At 70.2% G+C, this 25,176-nt stretch carries 18 protein-coding genes and 2 tRNA genes; 16 read left to right on the plus strand and 4 right to left on the minus strand.

The annotated features are described in order from the left end of the window. Positions 1-92 precede the first annotated feature (92 nt). The 6 genes from RCR19_RS24215 to RCR19_RS24240 all read left to right on the plus strand — a co-directional run bounded on the left by RCR19_RS24215 (position 93) and on the right by RCR19_RS24240 (position 9,124). Positions 93-569 carry a phosphohydrolase gene (locus tag RCR19_RS24215; protein ID WP_331267032.1) on the plus strand — a complete coding sequence of 159 codons (477 nt, stop codon included), beginning with the start codon at positions 93-95 and terminating at the stop codon, positions 567-569. A gap of 58 nt (positions 570-627) precedes the next feature. Beyond that, positions 628-945 (plus strand): hypothetical protein, encoded by a 318-nt coding sequence (locus tag RCR19_RS24220; protein WP_331267033.1) that lies wholly within the window; start codon positions 628-630, stop codon positions 943-945. A 127-nt stretch (positions 946-1,072) separates the two neighbouring features. Further along, a complete protein-coding gene (gene eccD / locus RCR19_RS24225) occupies positions 1,073-2,428 on the plus strand; it encodes a type VII secretion integral membrane protein EccD (protein WP_331267034.1) in 1,356 nt (451 codons plus the stop codon). 49 nt (positions 2,429-2,477) lie between these two features. Then, positions 2,478-3,620 carry a MinD/ParA family protein gene (locus RCR19_RS24230; protein ID WP_331267035.1) on the plus strand — a complete coding sequence of 381 codons (1,143 nt, stop codon included), beginning with the start codon at positions 2,478-2,480 and terminating at the stop codon, positions 3,618-3,620. Positions 3,621-3,642: 22 nt separating this feature from the next. Next, positions 3,643-7,620, plus strand: coding sequence for a type VII secretion protein EccCa (gene eccCa, locus RCR19_RS24235; protein ID WP_331267036.1), 3,978 nt, complete (start codon positions 3,643-3,645; stop codon positions 7,618-7,620). A gap of 82 nt (positions 7,621-7,702) precedes the next feature. Then, positions 7,703-9,124, plus strand: coding sequence for a DUF6177 family protein (locus RCR19_RS24240; protein ID WP_331267037.1), 1,422 nt, complete (start codon positions 7,703-7,705; stop codon positions 9,122-9,124). 127 nt (positions 9,125-9,251) lie between these two features. Here RCR19_RS24240 and RCR19_RS24245 read toward each other — a convergent pair whose 3' ends face one another. Next, entirely contained in the window at positions 9,252-10,421 is a 1,170-nt protein-coding gene (locus tag RCR19_RS24245) for an acyltransferase family protein (RefSeq protein WP_331267038.1), read from the minus strand. Positions 10,422-10,933: 512 nt separating this feature from the next. Between RCR19_RS24245 and RCR19_RS24250 the strand changes: the two genes are divergently transcribed. Next, positions 10,934-11,128, plus strand: a complete 195-nt coding sequence (locus tag RCR19_RS24250; RefSeq protein WP_059131620.1) for a hypothetical protein — start codon at positions 10,934-10,936, stop codon at positions 11,126-11,128. 207 nt (positions 11,129-11,335) lie between these two features. Here RCR19_RS24250 and RCR19_RS24255 read toward each other — a convergent pair whose 3' ends face one another. Continuing rightward, on the minus strand, positions 11,336-11,935 hold the full coding sequence (locus tag RCR19_RS24255; RefSeq protein WP_331267039.1) for a DinB family protein: 600 nt from the start codon (positions 11,933-11,935) through the stop codon (positions 11,336-11,338). A gap of 333 nt (positions 11,936-12,268) precedes the next feature. Between RCR19_RS24255 and RCR19_RS24260 the strand changes: the two genes are divergently transcribed. Next, entirely contained in the window at positions 12,269-13,363 is a 1,095-nt protein-coding gene (locus RCR19_RS24260; protein WP_331267040.1) for a hypothetical protein, read from the plus strand. 360 nt (positions 13,364-13,723) lie between these two features. Here RCR19_RS24260 and RCR19_RS24265 read toward each other — a convergent pair. Continuing rightward, positions 13,724-13,794 (minus strand) — tRNA-Gly (locus RCR19_RS24265). Positions 13,795-13,947: 153 nt separating this feature from the next. On the opposite strand from RCR19_RS24265, the gene RCR19_RS24270 reads away from it, so the two are divergent. The 5 genes from RCR19_RS24270 (at position 13,948) to clpX (ending at position 19,035) form a co-directional block, all read left to right on the plus strand. Further along, positions 13,948-14,024: transfer RNA gene (locus RCR19_RS24270), tRNA-Pro, on the plus strand. Between the two features lie 212 nt (positions 14,025-14,236). After that, complete coding sequence (gene tig, locus RCR19_RS24275; protein WP_331267041.1) at positions 14,237-15,619, plus strand: trigger factor; 1,383 nt, start codon at positions 14,237-14,239, stop codon at positions 15,617-15,619. A 476-nt stretch (positions 15,620-16,095) separates the two neighbouring features. After that, entirely contained in the window at positions 16,096-16,707 is a 612-nt protein-coding gene (locus RCR19_RS24280) for an ATP-dependent Clp protease proteolytic subunit (protein ID WP_059131659.1), read from the plus strand. Between the two features lie 159 nt (positions 16,708-16,866). Further along, complete coding sequence (locus RCR19_RS24285) at positions 16,867-17,547, plus strand: ATP-dependent Clp protease proteolytic subunit (protein ID WP_331267042.1); 681 nt, start codon at positions 16,867-16,869, stop codon at positions 17,545-17,547. Between the two features lie 201 nt (positions 17,548-17,748). Beyond that, positions 17,749-19,035 (plus strand): ATP-dependent Clp protease ATP-binding subunit ClpX, encoded by a 1,287-nt coding sequence (clpX, locus tag RCR19_RS24290; protein ID WP_059131615.1) that lies wholly within the window; start codon positions 17,749-17,751, stop codon positions 19,033-19,035. 72 nt (positions 19,036-19,107) lie between these two features. Here clpX and RCR19_RS24295 read toward each other — a convergent pair whose 3' ends face one another. After that, entirely contained in the window at positions 19,108-20,064 is a 957-nt protein-coding gene (locus tag RCR19_RS24295) for a hypothetical protein (protein ID WP_331267043.1), read from the minus strand. Between the two features lie 140 nt (positions 20,065-20,204). Here RCR19_RS24295 and RCR19_RS24300 point away from each other — a divergent pair, with 140 nt between their 5' ends. From RCR19_RS24300 to RCR19_RS24310, 3 genes are all read left to right on the plus strand, one after another. Continuing rightward, on the plus strand, positions 20,205-22,829 hold the full coding sequence (locus RCR19_RS24300) for a valine--tRNA ligase (protein ID WP_331267044.1): 2,625 nt from the start codon (positions 20,205-20,207) through the stop codon (positions 22,827-22,829). A 206-nt stretch (positions 22,830-23,035) separates the two neighbouring features. Continuing rightward, entirely contained in the window at positions 23,036-23,536 is a 501-nt protein-coding gene (locus RCR19_RS24305) for a hypothetical protein (protein ID WP_331267045.1), read from the plus strand. Positions 23,537-23,667: 131 nt separating this feature from the next. Continuing rightward, entirely contained in the window at positions 23,668-25,176 is a 1,509-nt protein-coding gene (locus tag RCR19_RS24310; RefSeq protein WP_331267046.1) for a folylpolyglutamate synthase/dihydrofolate synthase family protein, read from the plus strand.

A 25,176-nucleotide genomic window follows, 5' to 3' on the forward strand; every position in this document is an offset into this window, starting at 1 on the left:
CAAGCGTGCGCACCCGCACCCGGGGTGTACTCCCCGCTCGTCCATGCCTTATGTTGCAGGGGCAAAGTGAGGGGGAGCTTGCCATGCCGCTCATGCCGCACGAACCGCGGTCATCTGAGGCGTACATGAGCCTGGGCGAGGTCGAGGCCATCGCGTGCGCCGCGCACGCCGCGCAGCAGGACAAGGCGGGGCGGCCGTACGCGGAGCATCTGCGGGCCGTCGCCGAGGGCGTACGGGCCCGAGGGGGCGGTGACGAACTCGTCGCAGCCGCCTGGCTGCACGATTCCGTCGAGGACGGCGTCCTCGACGACGGGTGGCTGGAGGCGGCCGCGTTGCCGCAGGCGACCAAGGACGTGGTGAGGGCCGTGACCAAGCGCCCCGGTGAAGAGCCGGAGGCGTACGCGCGGCGCATCCTCGCCACCCCGGGCGCCCGGCTGGTCAAGGCGGCCGACCTCGCCCACAACGCCGACCCGCAGCGGCTCGCCGCCCTCGACGCCCCCGCCGCCGAGCGGCTCACCCGCAAGTACAGCGCCATGCGGACGTACCTCGGCCTCGGTCCCGACGACTGACGGCCCCTCAAGTGACCACACTCCACACAGGACGGCACGGAACGGCTCAGGACGACTGATGGCACGGGACTACGACAGCCAGTTGCTGGAGTCGGTGGCGGTACGCCGCCGCCGGATGCGCGACGCGCTGCTCTTCGGCGCCCAGCGCGGCCGGCGCACGGTGGACGAGCGGCTCGGCAAGCTCTTCGCGGGCATCGCGATCGCCGCCGTGCTGTGCGCCGGATGCGTCGGCTGGTCCTTCCTCCAGGCCACCCTGGCCAAACAGAAGGCCGAGCAGAAGAAGCAGGAACAGCAGCAGGAGCAGATGTACAACCCGTCCGGGGCGAGCGGGAGCCCGACGCCCGGCGGCACGAGCCACGCCACGGAGAACAGGTGAGGGGGGCGCCCACAGTGGGCATGACCACGCCAGAGAACTCGGACACCACGCCAGAGGGCTCGGACGCCACGGACTCCCCTCATAGAAGCCCCGTTTCGGACAACATCACGATGGTAGGTTCCCGCAAGTGGTGAGCACAGCAGCGACGTCCCGGGCCCAGCTGAGCCGGGTCACCCTGGTCGGTGAGCGGCGGCGAGCCGACATCGTTCTGCCGTCGGACACCCCGATCGGCCAACTGCTCCCGGACATCCTGCAGTTGCTCGACGACCGGGCCGCCGCACGTCCCATGACGCGACAACTCGTCACCTCCGACGGCTCGGTGCTGCCGCACGACGCCACACTGTCCTCGGCCGAGGTCGCCGACGGTGCCGTGCTCCAACTCGTACGCGCACACGCCGCACCGCCCGCGCCCGTCGTGCACGATGTGACGGACCAGGTCGCCGACGACCTCGACCTGCGTGCCTGGCGCTGGCGCCCGGCCGCCCGCAGGGTCAGCGCCGGTGTGGCCACGTTCGTCTTCGCGGTGGCCGCGGCCGTCCTGGCCCGGCGCGAGTTCGACCTCCACTCCCTGGCCGCGGGACTCGTGGTCGCCACGCTCGTCCTCCTCGCCGCCGGAGCCGTCGTCGCCAAGATCGGGGACGGCAACCAGGGCCTGGCCACCGCTCTGCTGCTCGCCTCCGGCGGACTGGGGCTGCTCACCGCCTGGACCGCCGCCGACGCCTACGACTGGCCCGGGACCGCCCGGCTGGCCGGTGTCGTCGCCGCGCTGGTGCTGACCCTCGTGCTGCTCGCGTTCCTCTCCCCGCTCGGCCGCGGAGGGCTCATCGGCGCGGGTGCGACGGCCGTCATCGCCGGCGTCTGGGAGGCCGTCGCCGCCGTGCAGGACCACCCGGCCAAGCTGGGCGCCGTGATGGCCGTGCTCTCGGTCGTGCTGCTCGGCCTGCTGCCCCGGTTCGCACTCATGGCCTCCGGGCTGACCGGGCTCGACGACCGCCGGTCGGGAGGCGTCTCGGTCAGCCGCCACCAGGTCGGCAACGCGCTGGCGGCCACCCACCGCGGACTCGCCCTCGCGACCATCGCCACCGCCGCGTCGGCCGCCGCCGGAGGCTGGCTGCTGACCACCGCACCCGTGCCGACCGCATGGACCGTGACCCTGGCGTCGCTGGTCGCCGTCGTGCTGCTGTCCCGTGCCCGGGCCTTCCCGCTGGTCGCCGAGGTGGTCGCGCTGTTCGCCGCGGCCGCGCTGCTCGTGCTGCGCCTGGTCGTGCTGTGGATGGACCACGCCACGGGCGCCGGGCCGCTCGCGGTGCTGTGCGCGGCGGCGGTGCTGCCGCTGCTGGTCCTCGCCGTGCAGCCGCCGGAGCACGTGCAGGTGCGACTGCGGCGCATCGCCGATCTGATCGAGTCGATCGGCGTGATCGGACTGTTCCCGCTCGCCGTCGGCGTCTTCGGTATCTACGGGCAGCTGCTCAACAAGTTCTGACACATGGTGCGGCCGCTCCGGGGCGGGGCGGACAGGAGAGAAGGGTGACATGCCGAACGGCGAGAACTGGCAGAGCGACGTGCTGCGCGACCTGAGGGGAGCCTCCGGGCAGCCGGAGTCCCAGCCGCATCCGCAGGGCGCACCCGCGCAGGGCCAGGGTCACCCCCAGCAGCCCGCGCCCGCACAGGCGCAGGCCGGTCACCGGGGCGCCCCCGCGCAGCCCCAGCCGGTCCCCGCCCAGCGGCCCGCGGAACCCCGGCCGCAGGTCCGCACCCCGGATTCCCGCCCGGTGACGGACAAGCAGCTCGCCGGCGCCGGCCTCAAGCCGCGCCACGGCGAGCCCCTCACCGCCCGCGCCCTGCGTGCCGCGCGGCGCACCGTCTCCTCCTCCGCCGCGAGTGAGGTCGCCGAGGCCACCGCCACCGCCGAGGTGCTCCAGCAGGCCGTGACCACCGGCCGTCAGATCGCCGTCACCTCCATCCGGGGCGGAGCCGGGAAGACGACCGTCGCCGCGCTGCTCGGCACCACGTACGCGCACTACCGCCACGATCCGACGCTCATCATCGAGGCCGACCCGGCCCTCGGCACGCTGCCGCTGCGGCTCGGCGCCGAGACGCTCCGCTGGACCACCGGCGATGTCGCGAGCATCGTGGAGCCGCAGATGTCACTGTTCGACGTCACCGGCTATCTCGTCCAACTTCCCGACAACGCATGGCTGTTGCCCGGCAGCCAGGGGCAGATCGGGGCGATGTTGGACACCAAGGCGTACGAGCGGGTCATGGTGTCCCTGCGCCGCTACTTCGGTGTCACGGTCGTCGACTGCGAGACCCTGCCCGCGGAGGTCGCCCGCGTCGCGCTGTCCGCCTCCCAGGCCCGCGTGCTCACGGCGCCCGCCACGCTGGAGGGCGTCTCGAGCACGTACGCCGTACTGGAGTGGATGCGCGGTCTGCCCAGGCACGTCATCGAGGGGACCGTCGTCACGCTGAGCGAGATGGTTCCGCACGCCGGACTCGACGTCGACAAGGCCGCCGGGACGCTGAAGGCCACCGGCGCCAGGGTCCACGTACTGCCCTACGACCGGCATCTGGCGGCCGGCGGCACGATCCGCACCGAACTCCTCGCGCACGACACCCGCCGGGCGGCCACGCGCCTGGCCGCGGAGGTCTTCCAGCTCTCCCAGAAGCGCCGCTGAAAACAGGGGGAGGAACAGGCAGATGAGCACCAGACTGATCCACCGCCCGGCCCGCACCACCCGGCCGTCGCCGGCCCCGGAACCACGCACCATCGAGGCGCCGCCCAACCTGCCCGAGGGGAAGGCGGGTTCGATCGCGACCTCGCTGCTTCCCGTCGCCGGCGTCATGTCGTCCGTCGTGATGATGACCGTCGTGCGCAACAGCCAGTTCGCGGGACTCGGCGCGATCATCCTCGTGGTGACCATCGCCGGATCCATGGCCCTCGTGTTCTCCCAGCGCGGCAAGGCCCAGCGCACGCGCCGCACCCAACGCGAGGCTTACCTGGCCTACTTGGAGGACCTGCGCGAGGAGCTGTCGAAGGAGGAGCGGCAGCGGCGCGAGAGGGCCCAGGTGCTCAACCCGCCGCCGGACGCGCTGTACGACATAGTCCGCGACCCGGCCCGGCTGTGGGAGCGGCGGCGCATGGACGGCGACTTCCTGCGGGTACGTGTCGGCACCGGGGAGATGCCCGTACGGGATCTGAAGGTCGGTCAGCAGAGCTCCTCCGTGCTCACCCCACCCGACCAGTTCATGCTGAACGAGGCGTCCGCGCTCACGGCCCGGTTCGGCACCGGCACCGAACTCCCGCTCACCGTCCCGCTGGACCGCGTCGGCAACATCAGCGTCATCGGCGCCCGTGAGGACACCCTGCGTGTGGCCCGGGCCCTGATGGTCCAGGCGGCCGCCACACACGCCCCCGACGACGTCGCCATGGCCCTAGCCGTGCCCGGTGACCGGCTGGAGGAGTGGGAGTGGGCGAAGTGGCTGCCGCACCTGCTCGACTCCGAGCAGTTCGACGGCCCCGTGGCCGCCCGCCGCATCGCCCCCTCGCTGCCCCAACTGGCCCGCCAGATCGGGCCGGAGCTGCGCCGCCGCGCCTCCTTCGCCGCCGAGCTGCGCCGCGGTCTGTCCGGCAAGGACGCGCTCGCCATGACCTCCCGGCTGCTGGTCGTCACCGACGGGCACGGCGAGGACGCCGTCGACCTGCCCCGCCCCGACGACGCGGTAGGCCTGCGGGACATGGGCGTCACCGTGCTGCACCTGCTCGACCAGCGGATCCAGGAGCCCGGCCAGGTCGGGGTCAGGATCACCGTGGAGGGCGCCCGGATCGACATCGAGGACCTGCGCGAGGCGGAGCCGATCAGTGCGCACGGCACGGTCGACGAGGTCGGCATCCCGTTCGCGGAGGGCCTGTCCCGGATGCTCGCCCCCATGCGGCTGTCCGCCGAGTCCATGGTCGACGCACCCCTCACCGGGCCGGTCGACTTCGCGGAGCTGCTCGGCATCGAGGACGTGGCCCGGCTGGACCTCGACCGGCTGTGGGCACCGCGCGGCGAACGGGCGTTCCTGCGTGTGCCCATCGGCATCAGCGACAGCCGTGAACCGGTCCTGCTCGACCTGAAGGAGTCCTCCGAACTGGGCATGGGCCCGCACGGCCTGTGTGTGGGCGCCACCGGTTCCGGCAAGTCCGAGCTGCTGCGCACCCTCGTGCTCGCGCTGGTCGCCACCCACCCGCCGGAGGACCTCTCCCTGGTCCTCGTCGACTACAAGGGCGGCGCCACCTTCGCCCCCTTCGCCGACCTCCCGCACGTGGCCGGGGTGATCACCAACCTGGAGAACCAGGCGGGCCTGGTGGAGCGCGTGCACGCCTCGCTCGCGGGTGAGGTCAAGCGCCGCCAGCAGGTCCTCAAGGATGCGGGCAACGTCGCCGACATCGGCCACTACGCCGCACTGCGCGCCGAGAAGCGCCCGGATCTGGAGCCGCTGCCGCACCTATTCGTGGTGATCGACGAGTTCGGTGAACTCCTCACCGCCAAGCCGGACTTCATCGACCTGTTCCTGTCCATCGGCAGGATCGGCCGCTCCATCGGAGTCCATCTGCTGCTGTCCAGCCAGCGCATCGAGGGGGGCAAGCTCAAGGGTCTGGACACCTATCTGTCGTACCGGCTGGGTCTGCGCACCTTCTCCGCCGACGAGTCCCGCACCGTCCTGGACACCACGGACGCCTTCCATCTGCCGCCGCTGCCCGGCTTCGGCTACCTCAAGGTGGACACCAGCCACTACGAGCGGTTCAAGGCGAGCTATGTCTCCGGCGCCTACCGCGGGCCCGTGCAGCGCGAGGAGGAGGACACCGGTCCGCTGGCCCTGGAGTACGAGGCATACAACACGCTGGGCCGGCAGGAGAGTTCGGGCCCGAAGGAGCCGCAGATGCGGCGCCGCGAGACGGGCCCGACCGAGATGGGCGTCATGGTCCAGCAGATCGAGAACGCCGGCGCCGGCTCCGTACGCCAGATCTGGCTGCCCCCGCTGCCCGACGCCGTGGCCCTCGACAAGGTCGCCGGGCCCGTGGAGGTCGGGGCGCGCGGAATGCAGCTCAGCAAGCGGCGCGGCCCGCTCCGGGTGCCGATGGGCATCCTCGACGATCCCACCAAGCAGTGGCAGGGCCAGTGGTACCTGGACCTCACGGTCGCGGGTGGTCACGCGGCGGTCATCGGCGGCCCGCAGTCCGGCAAGACGACGCTCATGCGCACCCTCGCGCTGTCCCTTGCGCTGACCCATACCCCACAGGAGGTCGGCGTCTACGGCCTGGACCTGGTCGGCGGCGGGCTTCAGGCCCTCGCAGGGCTCCCGCACGTGGGCGGCGTCGCGGGCCGCGCCGACCGCGAGCGCGCCGCGCGCACCATCGACTCCGTGCGCGGCATGCTCGACCAGCGCGAGGAACTGTTCCGCATCCACAACATCGACTCGCTGGAGCAGTTGCGCGACCTGCGCGCGGCGGGCCGTCTGCCGGAGCTGGCCTCCACCGAGATCGTGCTGCTCATCGACGGCTTCGGCGCCCTGAGGGACGACTTCGAGGAGCTGGACGACGCGGTCGTCGACATCCTCAAGCGCGGCGGCGGTTACGGCATCCACGTCGTCGCCGGCATGCTGCGCTGGAACGATGTGCGCATCGCCACCCAGTCCCAGTTCGGCACCCGTGTGGAGCTGCGCCTGAACGACGCCGGCGAGTCCAGCGTCGACCGCAAGCTGGCCGAGACCCTCGCACCGGAGGAGAAGGGCCGCGTCCTCACCGACGGAAAGCTCTTCGCCCAGGTCGCGCTGCCGCGCACGGACGGCGTCGCCGACACCGCCGACCTCGGCGCGGTCCTGGAACGCACGGCCCGTTCGATCCGCGCCACCTGGAGCGGTGACGTGGCCCAGCCCGTCCGCGTGCTGCCGCACATGCTGGAACCGCGGCTGCTTCCGGGCCCCGTGGCCGAGCCCCGGCGGGTGCCGATCGGCCTGGACCAGAACCGGCTCGCGCCCGTCATGCTCGATCTGTTCCAGCATGACCAGCACCTTCTGATCATGGGTGACAGCGAGTGCGGCAAGACCAATCTGCTCAAGGTCGTCGCGAACGGTCTCATCGAGCGCTACAGCGACGAGGAACTGGTCTTCGGCATCATGGACCCGCGACGCGGGCTGCGTGGTGCGATCCCCGAGGAGTACCGCGGCGGCTACGCGTACAACTCCAAGCTGGCCGGCGCCCTGTCGGCCGGTATCGCGGGCGAGCTGGAGAAGCGGCTGCCCGACGAGAGCGCGGACGGGGAGGACCTGGAGCCGGGCAGCTGGGGTTCGGGTCCGCGGATCGTGATCCTCGTCGACGACTACGACGTCCTCACCACGGCGGGCCAGCAGCCGCTCGCCCCCTTCCTGCCCTACATCCCCTCCGCGGTGGACATCGGCCTCCACTTCGTCCTCACCCGCCGCGTCGCGGGAGCGTCCCGCGGTCTGTACGAGCCGCTGCTGCAGGGCCTGCGCGAGTCCGGGGCCTCGGCGCTGGTGATGGCGGGCGACCGCGGCGAGGGCCAGCTCTTCCCCGGCGTGTACGCCACTCAGCAGCCCTCGGGCCGTGGGGTGCTGGTGCGGCGGGGGGAGCCGAACCGGCTGATCCAGACCGTGCACGCGGGGGACAGGTGAACCGGACGAGCCCCATGAGGCGTCCACGATCGCGCACCCGTACGACATCCGAACCGACCATCGTGAAGGAACGGCCGACCTCATGACCAAGGACGTCATCGCCCTGACCCGGAAGATGCCCGACCCGCTGAGCGTGATCGCGGGTCTGCTCTCCGGCGGCCCGGACACACTGGTCGGCGTCGAGGGCGACGGTGCCGTCGTGCAGCTGTGCGACGAGCAGGGGCGCCCGCTGGTCTCCGTGGAGGCGCCGCTGCTCGTCCAGGTCAGGGGCGAGGCGCAACGTCTGCTCGGCGCGAGCGAGCCGGAGGTGCCGTACTGGTGGACCGAGGCCCGCGCCACCACCGGGGTCGAGGCGGCCGAGCGGCTGGCGGGCACCTTCGCGGCCCGTCTGGCGTCGCTGGTCGGGGGCACCGCCTGGCCGCCGCAGGCCGCGACGTCCCTCGCCGTGGTCGATACCGGGGGGCTCAGCGCGGTACCGACTCCCGCCGCCGCGCAGCCCGCGGTGGACGTGCTCACCGACAAGGTCGCGGTCCTGATCCAGGACCGCCCGGTCGTCGCGATGACGGCCTGGCTCTCGGACGCCCTGAGGGCCGCGGCCGACGCCGAACTGGGCCTGCAGATCGTCACGCCCGCGGACGCCCGCCTCTCGCCCGCCGTCCGCAACAGCCTTCCGGGATGGCCCTCGCGCTGGGTCGTGCAGGACGAGAAGGACGGCTACTACGACGGTCTGTCCGGAGCCGTACTGGAGTGGAACAACGGCCTGTTCGCGACGGTGGAGTCCCCGGACGCCACCCCTCAGGACCCGCGGACACCGGTCGCGGACGCGTACAGGAAGGACGCCGAGGACACGGGCGAGCGGCAGTTGGCGCTCTCCTTCCGGGCCGTCCACCCCGCCGACGACCGCCTGGTGCTCGGCGGTGCGCTGGAATCCGTGTGGCGCGAGATCACCGGCGAGCCACCGGCGGGCTGGGGCACCGAGGAACCGGCCAACCTTCCTTGGTCGCTGCGGCAGCTGACGGACGTGGCCCACGAGCGGTCACCGGCCCCCACCTGGCTGGTGGTGGTCGGCACCCCGGAACGTCCCGGGCTCGCGACGGTTCGGATCACCCGTACGAAGGCCGGGGTCGAGGAGGACGTCACGCTGGCGTTCGGCTACGGGCCCGCGGAGGAGGTGCCGACGGACGCGGTACGCAGGGCGGCCGAGGTGCTCGCCACCCGGCACGATCTCCAGTCGATGCTGGTCCAGATCCGCAAGGCCCGCCGTGACCTGTCCGTCCCGCCGCGCTTCGAGGGGCCGGGCGTCCCGTTCGCCTTCGTCCTGGGTGCGGAGGAGGTGCGGACGATGCCGGGCGACCGCGCCCGCCGCACGCCCCTCGCCGAGGCCCCGGTCCCGCTGGGGCCGAGGACCCGCCCCGCGCTCTACTACCCGCTCCCGGGGGATCCGGGGGACCTGTCCGGCTGGACGGACTTCGAGCGGCTGATGCGTCACCTCAAAGGTGCGTGACGGCAAAAGCCCCGGTGTCCCTCGAGGGACACCGGGGCTCTGACGCCGTGTCGCTCCACGGGGTGCGCGGGGCCGACAACCGGCCCCGCGCCGCCACGCCGAGCGTGCGGCGCGCTGGGCCCGCGCCTCAGGCCCTGGCCCGCTCGCGTGCGAGCGTCGCCGCGTCCCGCTTGAACGCCCACGTCATCTCGGGCTCCATCACGAAGCGGAAGACCTTGCGCACCGGCGGCGAGCACAGCGCCGTCACCAGGACACCTGCCGCGAGCGTCACGGACACCTCACCGAGTGGCCGGTGCAACCATGCGTGGTCGTACCAGCCCCGGTAGTCCGCGGCCTTCACGAAGAAGCCGTGCAGCAGATATCCGTACAGCGTGCCCGCGCCCAGCGTGGTGAACCACATCGTCCGGCCCGGGACCCAGGCGAAGAATCCGGCCGTGAGCAGCAGGGAGCAGCCCAGCAGGGCGAGCACCATCACCGGCCCGCACCACCAGGGCATCCCCAGTTCCTGTGCGCTGTCGCGGTGGTAGAACCAGGTCGCGTTCATCCGCGGCACGGCCCACCACGCCACGGCGAGCCCGGCGACGAGCACCGGCACCGACACAAGGCGTGCCGTGCGGCCCCGCAGTGCCTCGAAGTGCTCCGGCTTCAGCGACAGACCGATGACGAAGAACGGCAGGAACTGCAGCACGCGCTGGAGGTCGAGGTCGTCACCGATGTCGGGCGACACGGAGGCGAGCATCGCGATCAGGATCGCCAGCGGGACGGGCCACCGGACGAGCCTCCAGATCGGGGTCGTCAGCCGCCAGATGAACAGCGCGATGAGAAACCACGTCAGGTACCAGGGGTCGAGCAGGCTGATCGCCAGGTCGGGGTCGCCGCCGACAGCACGCTTGAAGAGGACGTACCCCGTCTCGAACACGACGTACGGCACGACGACACCGGTCAGCAGACGCCTCAGCCGGTCGGGGCGCATGTCGAAATTACGGGAGAAGTAGCCGGAGATCAGGATGAATGCCGGCATATGGAAGGCGTAGACGAACATGTACGCCGCTTCGAGGGTGCGGTGGCCGCTCTTCAGGGGCTCCCAGGAGTGGCCCATCGCCACCAGCACGATCGCCAGGTACTTGGCGTTGTCGAAGAAGGCGTCACGCTGCTTCGCCGGCGGCTTGTCGGGCTGGGGCGCGCGCGGTCTCGGTACGACCTGCGCCGCCGACTGCGCCTGGGCGGTCGGTGCACCCTGCTGCGGTGCCGAGGACGGGCCTGTTGCTCTTGCGGAGGACGAGGCAGCGTGGAACATCTGAGGCACCCTAGCGTTGTCCGTGGGATTCCGTAAAACCCTCGATGCAAATCCTTCTTTCGCCTGCGTGTACCCCGGATTCACGAAAGTCGGCGTGGTGGTGGCGTGTTCTTGCACACATCGGCCGCCGTGTCGATTTACCTACCGCATGGGGTCGTTGTGTCCGTATTCATCACGACTAAAAGGTGCATAACACTCGCGGGCGACTCTGGCGAAATGTCCGAACCGGCGGGACGGTCAACAGTTTTCGAATTAACTGCGAACATGATGTGTGCACACTGAAACGATCACTGTCGAATACCTGTCGATCGCCTTTGAAAAACCGCGCAGGAGCGCCGTGTTCGCATGCGCCCGTCCGTGCGGTCCCGGCGGCGGGTGCGTCCGAGGTGGCCGACGATGACTCACGGGCCGCATACGGGGGGCTCGTTGGTGGCACGATGGTTCCAGCGGGGGTGTGCAGGGGTAGGCGCCTCCGGGCCGGGGTAGCGGACGGACCGAGGGTGTGATCAGTTGTGGCCATTTCACTGTCTGTGGTGCTGCTGTTGGCGATCATCCTGGTGGTGTTGATCCGAGGAGGCTCGATCAAGGCGGGCCCGGCGATCGTGGCCATCCTCTTCGGCTTCTTCCTCGCCTCGACCGGCATGGCTCCGTCCATAAACCGGTTCCTCAACTCCATAGCGGACACCATCAACTCGATCAATTTCTGACCGGGCAGGAGGGGTGGCGGCGCCCTCGCGGCGCGGTGCCTGCGTTCGGCGCGCCGGTCCCTACGGGCGTGCCGCCCCGCCGGGCGACGAGGCGCCCCCGGGCGGATGTACGGCCTCGGCGACGGCCGGCCACCTCGTCGTACGCTCCGCCGAGTCGGCCGGTGCTCCGGCACGGGGACCCATGAAGTGGGGACGCCGAAGGCGAGTTCAGTCGCTGCCGGCTTCCCGCGCCACCCGCTCCAGTCGGCTTCGGTAGTCCTGCCACCATGCCGGATCACCGGTCGGCATGGTGTCCGTGCCCTTCGACCGGCCGACGGAACCGTCGACGAGTTCGCGCACGATGTCTGTGTGACTGGCGTGCCGATGGGTGTCGGCGATCACGCGGACGACGACGTGGTGCAGGGTCACCTCGCGCCGCTCAGCCGGCCACCATGGGACGTGTCCGATCGCGTCCAGCGGCAGCGACCTGATCGTGCTGTCCGAGTGCTCCCAGGCCTTTTGGTACAGCCCCGCGATCTGTTCGCGCGATTCGTCCGCGGTGGCCCACATGTCCGCGTTGGGTTCGGCGTCCTCCGTGTACCACCAGGGCGGAGGCCCCCTGTCGAAATACGGACGTCCGAACGTGTCACCGAGATACCCGAGCTTCACCCCGGCGACGTGTTTGACCAGCCCCAGCAAGTTGGTGCCGGTCGGTGTGAGAGGCCGGCGGACGTCGTACTCGCCAAGCCCGTCCAGCTTCCACAGCAGGGCCTCGCGGGCGTCCTGCAGGTAGCGGAGAAGGTCCGCTTTCGGGCTCGGTTCGACCATGCCGCGCAGTCTTCCAGTCGGCACCGACAGCCGGTCCCCCTCACGCCCCGCCGGCGGGCCCGTCGTCCCCGTTGTTCCTCGCTGTGCCACCTCGGAACGAGTGAGCAGCGGGCATGCGAGACCTTCCGCGGAGGTCAAGTCCGAGCGCCAGCGCCAGAGTTGGTTCACACTTCCTTTACATTGTTCTGGATCACAGACCAAACTGGTGTGCCGCACGGCCACCGGCTCACCGGATCCCTACCCGCACGTTTCCCGGGAGCCATCGGTCTGTGCGTACCCAGCCTCGTGAGTCGGTGCCCCCACCCCGCTCCACCTCCTCGGTGAAGGACGCCCATGCGACGCTCCACCCCGATCACCCGCGCCCTCGGCGCCGTTGGCCTGGCCTGCGCCGCCACGGCTCTGGCCCTGGTCTTCGTACGCTACGACGCCCCCTCCCCGCGTGGGGACATACTGTCGGCGCTCGGTGCGGCCGCTGTCGCCGCTGGAGCATGGGCGCTCGCCTGCCGCGCGGCGCCGCCGCTCGGCCCGGCGTCCTACGCAGCGACTCAGCCGTCCCCGGTGCCGCCGCTGCCGCTTCGGCTCCCGCTGCCCGCCCGCGACGTGGGCCGTGCGACGGGGGCCGTCCTCCTCATCCTGACCCCGTTCGTGCTCACCCGGCTGGCCGCCGGTTCGGGCGGGGTGCTCGCCGGAGCGCTGATCATTTTTGTCTTCGTGGTGACGGTGAAAGCACTCCTCTTTGCGCGCCGCCGGGCGAGCCAGGCCGAAGTGCGCAGAAAGTTGCACGTACTGTCCGAGGACGCCCGCCGGGGCGAGCTCCACGCCGTACGTGTCCGGGTCGGGGAACCGGTCCGGATGCGTTACCTCAAGCGCGGTGACAAGCCCGGTGAGTTGGACATCACGCAGTTCCACTGGCTCGTCCTCCGGGACGGCGGTCGTGAGATCAGGCTGGGCGGCTCTCACGAGGAGGTGGGCCGGGCGGCCCTGCGCCTCGGCGGCCAGGAAGGCTGGCTCTGCTGGCCGGAGCGGTGGAAGCTGATCGACGAGGATCTGCCCGCGGCATTCGTCGCCGACGGCGGCGAGGTGATCATGGGCCTGGCCGATCCGGAGGAGGCGCGCCCGTACCTGAACGGCATCACCCGCCCGCCCTTCTCCGACCGTGCTGTCCGGCGTCTGCCGCGCACCGCCAAATTCTCCGCACCTGTTCACGCCCGGATATTCGGCGGGGCCCTGCTCGCCGTACTGCTCACCGCCCCCGTCCTGTGCTTCGGCCCCGGCAACCTGCCCTGGGTGCTCGATTGGCTCCTGTGCGCCCTGGCCGCCGCCTCGGTCGTCGTATTCCCGTTGCGTGGGGTCGGAGAGGCGACACGAGCCCTCTCGGACGGTCTGTCCTGGACGGTGCGCGAGGAGAAGGACCCGTCGATCGCGTGACGCGGACGGATGATCGGCGCCGGGTCCTGTCCACGCGGGAGCCGAAGCATCGCGGAGGGCACTCCTCCGTGCGTTCGCGCCGATCCATCGGCAGCTCGTCAACGGTCGTGACCACGAGATCGCCGATCGCGGAAGATCAAGGCCCGGGCATCCGGGCTCTCGCCGATCGACCCGGGCAGGGGCCATTGCGTCGGCGCCGGTGGGCGCGGACGGTTACGAACCGCGCCGCTGTCGAACAGGTGCGCAAGCAAGATCGGAATCCGAACGGGCGCGCAACGGGCACGTAGGACCGGGCGAAGGCCGGAAACGCATCAGGGCCAGGTGGAGGATCGGCCCTCCGACCTGGCCCTGAGCCAAAAGAGCGGGCGACGGGAATCGAACCCGCGTAGCTAGTTTGGAAGACTAGGGCTCTACCATTGAGCTACGCCCGCAACAACAGGCGCCGCAGGTCAGTGACCGCGGCACTGCAGGCATCGTAGCGGGTCGCCCGCCCCGTAGGCCAACGCGTCGGTCCGCTCGCGCGCCCGTGAACAAACGGGCCGACGCATCCGGCCAGGGCATGTACCCTACGTGTCGCACCAGCACGGGGTGTGGCGCAGCTTGGTAGCGCGTCCGCTTTGGGAGCGGAAGGCCGTGGGTTCAAATCCCGCCACCCCGACCACGCGCCGGCGCCGCCCGGCGCGGGATTGCTTGATCCCCTTTTGGGGCGCTGACCGGCTGCGGTTACTATGCAAGCTGCGCGCCCGTGTGTCTGCACTGCCATGTCTCTCAGGCAGGGGCCCGCTCCTTCCGTCGAAGGCTCGCCCGTCCCGGGCGGAGCAGCTCGGCAGAACCCGCAGAACCCCCAGAAGTCAGCCACAAGGAGACCGAACCGTGAAGAGCGCCGTGGAGACCCTGAACCCGACCCGGGTTCGGCTCACTGTCGAGGTGCCCTTCGAGGAGCTCAAGGACAGCCTCGACGCGGCGTACAAGAAGATCAACCAGCAGGTCACGGTGAAGGGCTTCCGGAAGGGCAAGATCCCGGCCCGGGTCATCGACCAGCGGTTCGGTCGCGGCGCCGTGCTCGAGGAGGCCGTCAACGACGCGCTTCCGAAGTTCTACACCGAGGCGGTCAACGAGGCCGAGCTGAACCCGCTGGGCCAGCCGGAGGTCGACATCAAGGAGCTGAAGGACAACGAGGTCCTGTCCTTCACCGCCGAGGTCGACGTCCGCCCGACCATCGAGATCCCGGACTACTCCGGCATCGAGGTCGAGGTCGACGCCGTCGAGGTGACGGAGGAGGACATCGACAAGTCGGTCGAGCAGCTGCGTGACCGCTTCGCCTCGACGACCCCGGTCGAGCGCGCCGCCGAGGACGGCGACGTCGTCACGATCGACCTGGAGGCCAAGGTCGACGGAGAGGTCCTCGAGGACGGCGTCGCCCAGGGCGTGTCGTACACCATCGGCTCCGGTGAGCTGCTTGACGGCGTCGACGACGCCGTGAAGGGCCTGTCGGCCGGCGAGGAGGCCACCTTCGCCTCCGAGCTCAAGGGCGGCTCGGCGGCGGGCAAGGAGGCCGAGGTGACGGTCAAGGTCACCCAGGTCGCCGCCCGCGAACTGCCCGAGCTGGACGACGAGTTCGCGCAGCTGGCGTCCGAGTTCGACACGCTGGACGAGCTCAGGACGGACAGCCGCAAGCGCCTCGAGAACATGAAGCAGTACGACCAGGCCACGCAGGCCCAGGAGCGCGTCCTGGACAAGCTGCTCGAGCTGGTCGAGGTCCCGGTCCCCGAGAAGCTGCTCGAGGACGAGATCAACACCCGTAAGCACAACGTCGAGCACCACCAGCTCGCCCAGATGGGTCTGACCCTCGACAAGTACCTGGAGGTCCAGGGCAAGACCGCCGAGGAGTACGAGACCGAGACGCGTGAGGCCGCGGTCAAGGGCATCAAGACCCAGTTCGTCCTCGACGAGCTGGTCAACAAGGAGAAGCTGAACGTCAACCAGGAGGAGCTCACCGAGCACCTCATGCGGCGCGCCGCCTCCTCCGGCATGTCCCCCGACCAGTTCGCCCAGGCGGTCGTCGAGGGCGGCCAGGTCCCGATGCTGGTCGGCGAGGTTGCTCGCGGCAAGGCCCTGGCGGTGGTGGTCGAGTCCGCCACGGTCAAGGACACCAACGGCGAGCTGGTCGACCTCGACGACGAGGACGAGGACGCCGCGTCCGAGGCCGCGGAGGGCTCCGCCGAGGCCGCTGCCGAGGACAAGCCCGAGGCCTGACCTCCGCACGTTCGACAGCCGTGACGACGGGTCCCGCGATGCGCGTGTGCGCTCCGGGGCCCGTCGCCGTATGCGTACGGCCGACGACCGTCCGGAGCCGGCCGTTATACCCGGGCAGGGCCGGGCGCCGCGGCGTCGCGGCGCCCGTGCGCCCGGCCGGGCCACCACCGATCAGCCCGCATCAACGCGACCTTCGGAGCACCCGCGGCGACAATGGATCCGGAGCCCGGGACGGAGCCCGGAAGGGCGCCCAGGACGCCGGGTCCCGCATCGCCAACGGCCATGCGCTGACAGCGAACACCCGCTGAACCGGGATGGCACCCGCCTGCCTGCGCGTTAGGGTCCATGAATACGAGGGCAGGGGAGTCCCCGAAGCCGCCCCGGCGAGGGGCGCACGGGGTCCCAGGCCCCCGGCAGAACACGTGAGACGGCTCCGCGCCGTCGTAAGACGAGCAGGTGGATACGTGACGAATCTGATGCCTTCCGCCGCCGGCGAGCCTTCCATCGGTGGCGGCCTCGGCGACCAGGTCTACAGCCGGCTGCTCAACGAGCGGATCATCTTCCTCGGCCAGCCGGTGGACGACGACATCGCCAACCGGATCACCGCACAGCTGCTGCTCCTTGCCGCCGACCCGGACAAGGACATCTACCTCTACATCAACAGCCCCGGTGGCTCCATCACCGCCGGCATGGCGATCTACGACACCATGCAGTACATCAAGAACGACGTGGTGACGATCGCCATGGGCATGGCGGCCTCGATGGGGCAGTTCCTGCTCAGCGCGGGCACCCGGGGCAAGCGGTTCGCTCTGCCCAACGCCGAGATCCTGATCCACCAGCCCTCGGCCGGCCTCGCCGGCTCCGCGTCCGACATCAAGATCCACGCCGAGCGGCTGCTGCACACCAAGAAGCGCATGGCGGAGCTCACCTCTTTCCACACCGGCCAATCGGTCGAGCAGATCACCCGTGACTCGGACCGCGACCGCTGGTTCGACGCCGAGGAGGCCAAGGTCTACGGCCTGATCGACGAGGTCATCACCACCGCTGCCGGCATGCCGGGCGGCGGAGGCACCGGGGCGGGCTCGTAAGGGCTCACCGGGCCGCGCAGGACCGGCGGGGCACCCGCAGGTGCCTCCCGGACCGCCGTGCCGCCCGGTCCGCCCCGCATGGGCCGCAGCGGGCCGAGCCCAGGCCCCGGCGCCCCTCCAGCCCCCCAGCCACCGCCTCAGCCCTTTTCAGGAGACACCGTGAACGACTTCCCCGGCAGCGGCCTCTACGACCGCACGCGTGCCGAGTACACCGCCCCCGTGGCCGAGTCCCGCTACGTCATCCCGCGCTTCGTGGAGCGCACCTCGCAGGGCATCCGCGAGTACGACCCGTATGCGAAGCTCTTCGAGGAGCGCGTGATCTTCCTCGGCGTCCAGATCGACGACGCCTCCGCCAACGACGTCATGGCGCAGCTGCTGTGCCTGGAGTCGATGGACCCCGACCGTGACATCTCGGTCTACATCAACAGCCCCGGCGGCTCCTTCACCGCGCTCACGGCCATCTACGACACGATGCAGTTCGTGAAGCCGGACATCCAGACGGTCTGCATGGGCCAGGCCGCCTCCGCAGCCGCGGTCCTGCTGGCGGCGGGCACTCCGGGCAAGCGCATGGCGCTCCCGAACGCCCGTGTGCTGATCCACCAGCCGTACAGTGAGACGGGCCGCGGTCAGGTCTCCGACCTGGAGATCGCCGCCAACGAGATCCTCCGGATGCGTGCGCAGCTGGAGGAGATGCTGGCCAAGCACTCGACCACGCCGATCGAGAAGATTCGTGAGGACATCGAGCGCGACAAGATCCTGACGGCCGAGGACGCCCTGTCGTACGGCCTGATCGACCAGATCATCTCCACCCGGAAGATGAACAACAGTTCTGTCCGCTGACGCGAATCGGCTCGATTCGTCATCGGATCTGTATCGTCTGCCGCCCCTTGGCCCGGTTTGACACGCTGCACGTCAAAGTGAACCGTGCCAAGGGGGGCCCGAACGGGGGGCCCGGCAAGGTACCGTCGGACATAAGGCAGCACCAGGAGCCGCTGGATCCAATGGATCCAAGGCGTCTCCCAGGCGAAGGGGAAGCACACCGTGGCACGCATCGGTGACGGCGGCGATCTGCTCAAGTGCTCGTTCTGTGGCAAGAGCCAGAAGCAGGTCAAGAAGCTCATCGCAGGCCCCGGTGTGTACATCTGCGACGAGTGCATCGATCTCTGCAACGAGATCATCGAGGAAGAGCTCGCGGAGACGAGCGAGGTGCGCTGGGAGGAACTCCCCAAGCCCCGCGAGATCTACGAGTTCCTCGAGGGGTACGTGGTCGGCCAGGAGGCGGCCAAGAAGGCCCTCTCCGTCGCGGTGTACAACCATTACAAGCGGGTCCAGGCCGGTGAGAACGGCGGCGCCCAAGGCCGTGACGACGCCATCGAGTTGGCGAAGTCGAACATCCTGCTGCTCGGCCCCACGGGCTCGGGCAAGACACTTCTCGCCCAGACGCTGGCCCGCATGCTGAACGTCCCCTTCGCCATCGCCGACGCGACGGCGCTGACGGAGGCGGGCTATGTGGGCGAGGACGTCGAGAACATCCTGCTGAAGCTGATCCAGGCCGCGGACTACGACGTCAAGAAGGCCGAGACGGGCATCATCTACATCGACGAGATCGACAAGGTGGCCCGCAAGAGCGAGAACCCCTCCATCACGCGCGACGTGTCGGGCGAGGGCGTCCAGCAGGCACTGCTGAAGATCCTGGAGGGCACGACGGCGTCGGTGCCTCCCCAGGGCGGCCGCAAGCACCCGCACCAGGAGTTCATCCAGATCGACACGACGAACGTGCTGTTCATCGTGGGCGGTGCGTTCGCGGGTCTGGAGAAGATCATCGAGTCGCGGGCGGGCGCGAAGGGCATCGGCTTCGGTGCGACGATCCGTTCGAAGCGCGAACTGGAGTCGAAGGACCAGTTCGAGGACGTGATGCCCGAGGACCTGGTGAAGTTCGGCATGATCCCCGAGTTCATCGGCCGTCTCCCGGTCATCACCTCGGTCCACAACCTCGACCGCAAGGCCCTCCTGCAGATCCTGGTTGAGCCGCGCAACGCCCTGGTCAAGCAGTACCAGCGCCTCTTCGAACTCGACGGTGTGGAGCTGGACTTCGAGCGCGAGGCCCTGGAGGCCATCGCGGACCAGGCGATCCTGCGCCAGACGGGCGCCCGGGGCCTGCGCGCCATCATGGAGGAGGTCCTCCAGGCGGTCATGTACGAGGTCCCGTCCCGGAAGGACGTCGCCCGGGTCGTCATCACGGCGGACGTCGTCCTGTCGAACGTGAACCCGACGCTGATCCCCCGGGACGCGCGCGGGCGTGGTTCCGGAGAGCAGAAGTCGGCGTAACCGCCATCAGCCGAACGAGTGAGGGGCCCCGGTCAATCGACCGGGGCCCCTTCACCTTTGGGATACAAGCCGTCAGGCCTTGACCCGCACATCGTTGCGGAGCTTGGCCGCGAGGTCGGCCGTTTCGTCGATCGATCCCGCGTTCCCGGCGGCCATGGCCGCGAAGCTGAACGCCGTGACGTCGGCGACGGTGCTGTGGTCGCCCCAGATGCAGATGGGCATCTTCACGGACTTCGCGGCGCCGGCGCCCTTGCTCGCGGTGTCGTCGTTCGTGAACTCGGCCACCTGGCACTTCATGATGCCGTTGGAGAATCCGGACGGGTGGACCGTCTCCGGGCTGCCGATCAGCCGGCCCTCGTCTGACTTGTCCTTCTCGGACTCCGACTTGATCTTGGCGAACATGGCGTCCACCACGGCCTCGGGGTCGTCGATGGTGCCGTAGACACCGCCGAAGGTGAGGTTCTTGGCGGTCAGCCCGGTGCCGTTCTGGTACCCGGCGCTGACGTCCTTCGCGTCCTTCACGCCCCACTTCTGGAAGTCCGACAGGTCGTCGTCGCTCATCGAGTCCGGCGAGTTGCTGCTGTCGGCCTTCTTGTAGGTGCCGCCGATGACCGTCGCGGGCGCCGTCAGCTTGTGCGGGCCGTCGTCCGAGACCGAGCCGCCGCCCCCGCCGATCACGAAGTACGCGCCCACCGCGATCGCCGCCACAACCGCCACCGCGCCGATGATCAGGCCGGTCCTTTTCCTGCCGCCGCCGTCGGGCGCCGGCGGCGGGGCGCCATGGGGCTGCTGTCCGTAGGGCTGCTGGCCATAGGGCGCTGTGGGCTGCTGTCCGTAGGGGTTCGACTGGGGCGGGACGCCCTGGGGAGTCTGCTGCGGGTAGCCGTAGCCCGGAGAGGGCGGAGCCTGCTGGGGGTAGCCGTAGCCGGGCTGGGGTGCCTGCGGCGGCTGGCCGTAAGGACCCGGCTGGCCGTACGGCCCGGGCTGCTGGGGCTGCCCGCCGTACGGGCCCGGCTGGTTGTAGCTCATCTTCTGGGTTCCCCTCCAGAGACTCATGTGTGTCCCCGACATCCTGGCGCAATCGGGCGAGGGCCGGGCCGCGGGTCGGCTCCACCGTTACGAAAGAATCGCGTTTCGGGACGGGCCGGTGACACCCCTAAACTGACCCCGTGACCGAGAACGCTCATCAGCAGCCCACAGCGCCCGACACCGAACTGCCGACCCAGTACGCGCCGGCCGATGTAGAGGGGGCGCTGTACGAGCGCTGGGTGGAGCGCGGTTACTTCGAGGCCGACGCCAAGAGCGAGAAGCCCCCGTACACCATCGTCATTCCGCCGCCGAACGTCACCGGCAGCCTCCACCTGGGCCATGCCTTCCAGCACACGCTCATGGACGCCCTCACCCGCCGCAAGCGGATGCAGGGCTTCGAGGCGCTGTGGCTGCCCGGTATGGACCACGCCGGCATCGCCACCCAGAACAAGGTCGAGCAGCAGCTCGCCGAGGAGGGCAAGTCCCGCCACGACCTGGGTCGTGAGGAGTTCGTCGAGCGCGTCTGGCAGTGGAAGGAGGAGTACGGCGGCAGGATCCTCGGCCAGATGCGCCGTCTCGGCGACGGAGTCGACTGGAGCCGCGAGCGGTTCACCATGGACGAGGGCCTGTCCAAGGCCGTCCTCACCATCTTCAAGAAGCTCTACGAAGACGAGCTGATCTACCGCGCCGAGCGCATCATCAACTGGTGCCCGCGGTGTCTGACGGCCATTTCGGACATCGAGGTCGAATACCAGGAGGACGACGGCGAGCTCGTCTCCATCAGGTACGGGGAGGGGGACGACTCGGTCGTCGTCGCCACCACCCGCGCCGAGACCATGCTCGGTGACACGGCCGTCGCCGTTCACCCCGACGACGAGCGCTACAAGCACCTGATCGGCAGGCGCATCAAGCTGCCCCTCACCGACCGCAGCATCCCGGTCGTCGCGGACCCCCATGTCGACCCCGAGTTCGGCACCGGTGCCGTCAAGGTCACCCCGGCGCACGACCCGAACGACTTTGCGATCGGTCAGCGCCACGGTCTCGAGTCGATCACCGTCATGGACGAGCGGGCGATCATCACCGCCCATGGTCCCTTCCAGGGGCTCGACCGCTTCGAGGCGCGCAGCGCCATCGTCGCCGCGCTGCGCTCGCAGGGCCGGATCGTCGCCGAGAAGCGCCCCTACGTCCACTCCGTCGGCCACTGCTCGCGCTGCAAGACCACCATCGAGCCGCGCCTGTCCATGCAGTGGTGGGTCAAGGTCGGCCCGCTCGCCAAGGCCGCGGGCGACGCGGTCCGCGACGGCCGGGTCAAGATCCACCCCGAGGACATGTCGAAGCGCTACTTCGACTGGGTCGACAACATGAACGACTGGTGCATCTCGCGCCAGCTGTGGTGGGGCCACCGGATCCCGATCTGGTACGGCCCGGACGGCGAGGTCGTCTGCGTCGGCCCCGACGAGGAACCGCCGACCGGCGAGGGCTGGCACCAGGACACGGACGTCCTGGACACCTGGTTCTCCTCCGGCCTGTGGCCGTTCTCCACGCTCGGCTGGCCCGAACGGACCAAGGACCTGCGGAAGTTCTATCCGACCGACGTCCTGCTCACGGGCCACGACATCATCTTCTTCTGGGTCGCCCGGATGATGATGTTCGGTCTGTACGCCATGGACGGCGAGGTCCCCTTCAAGACCATCGCCCTGACCGGGCTGGTCCGTGACGAGCGCGGCAAGAAGATGTCGAAGTCGTTCGGCAACGTCGTCGACCCGCTCGACTGGATGGACAAGTACGGCTCGGACGCACTGCGCTTCACGCTCGCCCGCGGCGCCAACCCGGGCACGGACGTCCCGATCGGCGAGGACTGGGTCCAGGCGTCCAGGAACTTCGCCAACAAGATCTGGAACGCCACGCGCTTCGCGCTCATGAACGGCGCCACGGTCGAGGGTCCGCTGCCGGAGGCGTCGAAGCTGTCCGCGACCGACCGCTGGATCCTCTCCCGTCTGAACGAGACGGTCGCGCAGGTCGACGCGCTCTACGAGGACTTCCAGTTCGCCAAGCTCAGCGAGGCGCTGTACCACTTCGCGTGGGACGAGGTCTTCGACTGGTACGTCGAGCTGTCCAAGACGACGTTCCAGGCCGGCGGCGAGGCGGCCGAGGCGAGCCAGCGGGTCCTCGGCGAGGTCCTGGACGTCACTCTCCGGCTGCTCCACCCGATCGTCCCCTTCGTCACGGAGACGCTGTGGACCACCCTCACGGGCGGTGAGTCCGTCGTCGTCGCGGACTGGCCGGGCGACAGCGGCTTCCGCGACGCGGCCGCCGAGCGGGAGATCGCGACCCTCCAGTCGGTCATCACCGAGGTCCGCCGCTTCCGCGCCGACCAGGGCCTGCAGCCCGGCCAGCGTGTCCCGGCCAGGCTGACCCTGGACGGCACGGCGCTCGCGGCCCACGAGGCGGCCATCCGCCAGCTGCTGCGTCTGCAGCCCGAGGGCGAGGGATTCACGGCGACGGCGACCCTGCCGGTCGCGGGCGCCACGGTCGCGCTCGACCTGTCCGGCACGATCGACGTGGCGGCCGAGCGCAAGCGTCTGGCGAAGGACCTCGCCGCCGCCGAGAAGGAGAAGGCCCAGGCCACCGCCAAGCTCGGCAACGAGGCGTTCCTGGCGAAGGCGCCGGACAACGTCGTGGAGAAGATCCGCACACGGCTCGCCAAGGCCGACGAGGACATCGCGCGGATCCAGGCCCAGCTGGAGCGCCTGCCCCAGGCGTAGGGGCCCGGCGCGGTGCAGTGCGCCGCACACGGTCCACACGTGACGCCCGGCCGGGACCTCCCGGCCGGGCGTCACGCGCACTCGGCTGCCGGGCGCGCGCGGTGACAGGGAGGATTCACCCGAACGGTCGGGCACCGAGGGCAGGACACCGCACGAACCGGACCATGAGGCATGGGGGAACACCCACGCCTGATGGGAGACGCACCATGCGCAGAAGCGCCCTACGCCCGGGCACCACCGTCGCACTGGCCGCCGTTGTCCTGGCCGTCGTGCCACCGGCGTCCGCCGCCGACGGCCACCGCACGGAGACCATTCGGCTGACCGCCAGACAGGTTCAGTCCCGGCTGCTCGATCTGGGGGCGAAGGGGATCGGCCTGGGCGACGAGCTCGTCATCGCCGAAGACCTCTACCGCGGTGGCAGGAAGATCGGCGACCACAGCGTGGTCTGCACGTACATCCGGATCCAGCCGGGCGATCTCCAACTCCAGTGCGTCGGGACCTTCGCTCTGCCCGAGGGCCAGATCACCTCGCAGGCGCTGCTGCACCTGAAGGGACAGGGAACCCCCGCTCCCGCCGTCGACATCGCCCTGACCGGCGGTTCGGGCGCCTACAGCACGGCCCGGGGGTATGTGCACACCGTCGCGGCCGGTGGAACGGAACGGCAGGTCACCTTCCACCTCACCATGGACGAGCCGGCCGCGGGCTAGGCCCCCCGACGACCGAGAAGGGCCCGCGCGCCGGCCATCCTCCCGCACCGCCGGCTCCGCCCGTGCGGGCCGCTCCCGGCACACGGCCGCCCGCGGCCGCGCCTGTCACCCGTGCTCCGTAGACTGACACCGTGAGTGACGTGCCTCCGTTCGACCCCAATGAGAGCGATCCCTTCGAAGACATCGTCGCGGCCGAGACCGACCGCGATCCTGATCTCGCGGTGATCGAGGCCGGCAGCCGCACCCTGCGCACGCAGGGCGGCACGCCCCGGGCAGACGTCCCCGGCCGCCCCGCCGACCCCGAGGTCGACCGGGCGCTGCGGGCGGTCGAGGCGGAACTGGCCACCCGCTGGGGCGAGACCAAGCTCGAGCCGTCCGTCAGCCGTATCTCGGCACTGATGGACGTGCTCGGTGAGCCGCAGCGGTCGTATCCGTCCATCCACATCACGGGGACCAACGGCAAGACGTCCACCGCGCGCATGATCGAGGCCCTGCTCGGCGCCTTCGAGCTGCGCACGGGGCGGTACACGAGCCCACACGTCCAGTCCGTCACCGAGCGCATCAGCCTCGACGGCGCCCCCGTCTCCGCCGAGCGATTCATCGAGACGTACAACGACATCAAGCCCTACGTCGAGATGGTCGACGGACAGCAGGAGTACCGCCTCTCCTTCTTCGAGGTGCTCACCGGCATGGCCTACGCGGCCTTCGCGGACGCCCCCGTCGACGTCGCGGTCGTCGAGGTCGGCATGGGCGGAAGCTGGGACGCCACGAACGTGATCGACGGGGACGTCGCCGTCGTCACCCCGATCGACCTGGACCACACCGACCGGCTCGGCGGCACGCCCGGCGAGATCGCCCTGGAGAAGTCCGGCATCATCAAGCAGGGCGCCACCGTCATCATGGCCCAGCAACCGGTCGACGCGGCCCAGGTGCTGCTGAAGAAGGCCGTGGAGGTGGACGCGACCGTGGCCCGCGAAGGGCTGGAGTTCGGCGTCGTCTCCCGGCAGGTGGCGGTCGGCGGCCAGCTCGTCACCCTGCGCGGCCTCGGCGGTGAGTACGAAGAGCTGTACCTGCCGCTGCACGGCGCCTACCAGGCCCACAACGCCGCCGTGGCCCTCGCCGCGGTGGAGGCGTTCTTCGGGGTCGGCTCCGAGCGGCCCGAGCCGCTCGACCGCGACACGGTCCGCAAGGCGTTCGCGTCGGTGTCCTCCCCGGGCCGTCTCGAGGTCGTGCGGCGCTCCCCGACCGTGGTCCTGGACGCCGCCCACAACCCGGCGGGGGCCCGCGCCACCGCCGAGGCCGTGAGCGAGGCCTTCGACTTCAGCCGGCTGATCGGCGTCGTCGGTGCGAGCGGCGACAAGAACGTCCGGGGTCTCCTGGAGGCCTTCGAACCGATCTTCGCCGAGGTCGTGGTCACACAGAACTCCAGCCATCGGGCGATGGACGCCGACGAACTGGCCGCCGTCGCGGTGGAGGTCTTCGGCGAGGACCGCGTCCAGGTCGAGCCGAGGCTGCCCGACGCCCTGGAGGCCGCGATCACACTCGCCGAGGAAGAGGGGGAGTATGCCGGGGCGGGCGTCCTCGTCACCGGCTCCGTCATCACCGTCGGCGAGGCCCGACTGCTCATGGGGAAGGGCTGA

It is taken from the genome of Streptomyces sp. WAC07094 (assembly GCF_036320405.1).
Classification (GTDB): Bacteria; Actinomycetota; Actinomycetes; order Streptomycetales; family Streptomycetaceae; genus Streptomyces; species Streptomyces lannensis.